Source organism: Leucobacter sp. USHLN153, from assembly GCF_037145615.1.
Lineage (GTDB): Bacteria > Actinomycetota > Actinomycetes > Actinomycetales > Microbacteriaceae > Leucobacter.
Window position 1 is genome coordinate 1 of sequence record NZ_JBBCXE010000010.1, and the last position, 1,576, is coordinate 1,576.

Here is a 1,576-nt window from a genome sequence, read left to right on the forward strand (position 1 = left end):
GGCTCCCGCGGTCACGCCCGGCGCGATCAAGGGCAGCACGACGCTGAAGAACGTACGCAGCCTCCCCGCCCCGAGTGATGCAGAGGCTTGCTCGAGTCTCGGATCGAGCCCCTGCAGAGAGGCCATCACGTTCGTGATCACGAGCGGCATCGACACGATCGTGTGCGCGAGCACGAACCCGGGCAGCGTCCCTAACAGGTCCAGGCGGAGAAAGAGGGAGTACAGGCCGACCGCGAGCACGACCGCGGGAACGATCAGCGGGAGCAGGAAGAATCCCTCCACGAGTCCCTTCCCGCGAAAGCGCACCTTCGAGAGGCCGAGCGCGGCGAGTACCCCGATCACGGTCGCGACGATCATCGTGAGGACCGCGACCTGCAGCGATGACGCCAACGCTTTCAGCCAGGACGTGTCGGTGAAGAAGTTCTCGTACCACTGCGTCGAGAACCCCTTGGGTGGGAAGTTGAACGATGGGGCGGAATTGAACGACATCGGGATGATCACCAGAGTCGGCACGATCAGCCAGATCACGATCAGCACGGAGAACACGCCGAGGAGACGTTTCGACGTCATCGGTCCACCCCCGGGAACAGGCTTCCGCCCTTATTGAAGCGCGACACGACCACGAGTATCACGATCGTGCACAAGAGCAGGAACACGCCCAGCGCGGTCCCTTGCCCCCACATGAGGAACACGCTGATCTGCTGCTGGATCAGGGCCGAGATCATCGCTTCTTTCGAGGAGCCCAGCAGCGACGGGATGATGAAGAACCCGAGCGCGAGAATGAACACGGTCACCCCGCCCGAGAAAATCCCGGGACGCGACAGCGGCAGATACACGGTGAAAAAGCGGGTGATCGGGGGCGCTCCGAGGTTCGCGGCCGCCGGCAGCAGCCGCTTATCGATTTTCGCCATCGAGGAGTACAAGGGCAGCACCATGAACGGCAGCAGCACCTGCGACATACCCAACCCCACCCCGAAGGTGGTGCGGATCAGCGGGATCGGGCCGATCCCGAACCATGCCGCGAGCAGCCCGTTGATCGGGCCCGTGTCTTGCAAGAGCACCATCCACGCGAGCGTGCGCACCAGGATCGAGGTCCACAGCGGCATCATGATGAACAACTGCATCAAGTTCCGGGTGCGATCCGACACGATCGTCATGAGATACGCGTACGGGTACGCCAGCACCAAACACACGGCCGTGACCACGATCGAGGTCGCGAACGTGCGCCAGATGACCGCGAGGTTCGCTTTCGTGGTGAACAACCACTCGTAGTTCTGCAGGCCCGGCTCCGGATCCGTGACCGACCGGATGAACACATCGATCAGCGGTGCGAGGAAGAACGCCGCGACGACCACGAACGCGGGGATCAGGAGCATGAACGGGCGCCAGTTCTTCGGCCCGCGCGGCCGGCGTCCTGCGGCGTCCGAACCGAGAGCGCCACCCTGGATGGCGACGCTCTCGGTCAGAGACATTTCAGTCATGCGGATCAGCTACCCGTCGCCCAACCGGCCCACGCCGACGCGAGCGCGTCGTAGTTCTCAACCCAAAAATCAACATTCGGCTTGATTCCGCTGTC

General features: G+C 63.2%; 2 protein-coding genes. Both read right to left on the reverse strand.

From position 1 onward, the window contains the following. A partial coding sequence (locus WFH00_RS11840) for an ABC transporter permease (protein ID WP_336661048.1) occupies window positions 1-570 on the reverse strand: 570 nt, incomplete at its 3' end. After that, window positions 567-1,481 (reverse strand): ABC transporter permease, encoded by a 915-nt coding sequence (locus tag WFH00_RS11845; RefSeq protein WP_336661049.1) that lies wholly within the window; start codon window positions 1,479-1,481, stop codon window positions 567-569. The genes WFH00_RS11840 and WFH00_RS11845, both read right to left, overlap by 4 nt. Window positions 1,482-1,576: the final 95 nt, after the last annotated feature.

What these genes read in the sequence shown, in the direction of transcription:
- WFH00_RS11845 (WP_336661049.1), bottom strand. Translation starts at nt 1,481, where the DNA reads ATGACTGAAATGTCTCTGACCGAGAGCGTCGCCATCCAGGGTGGCGCT.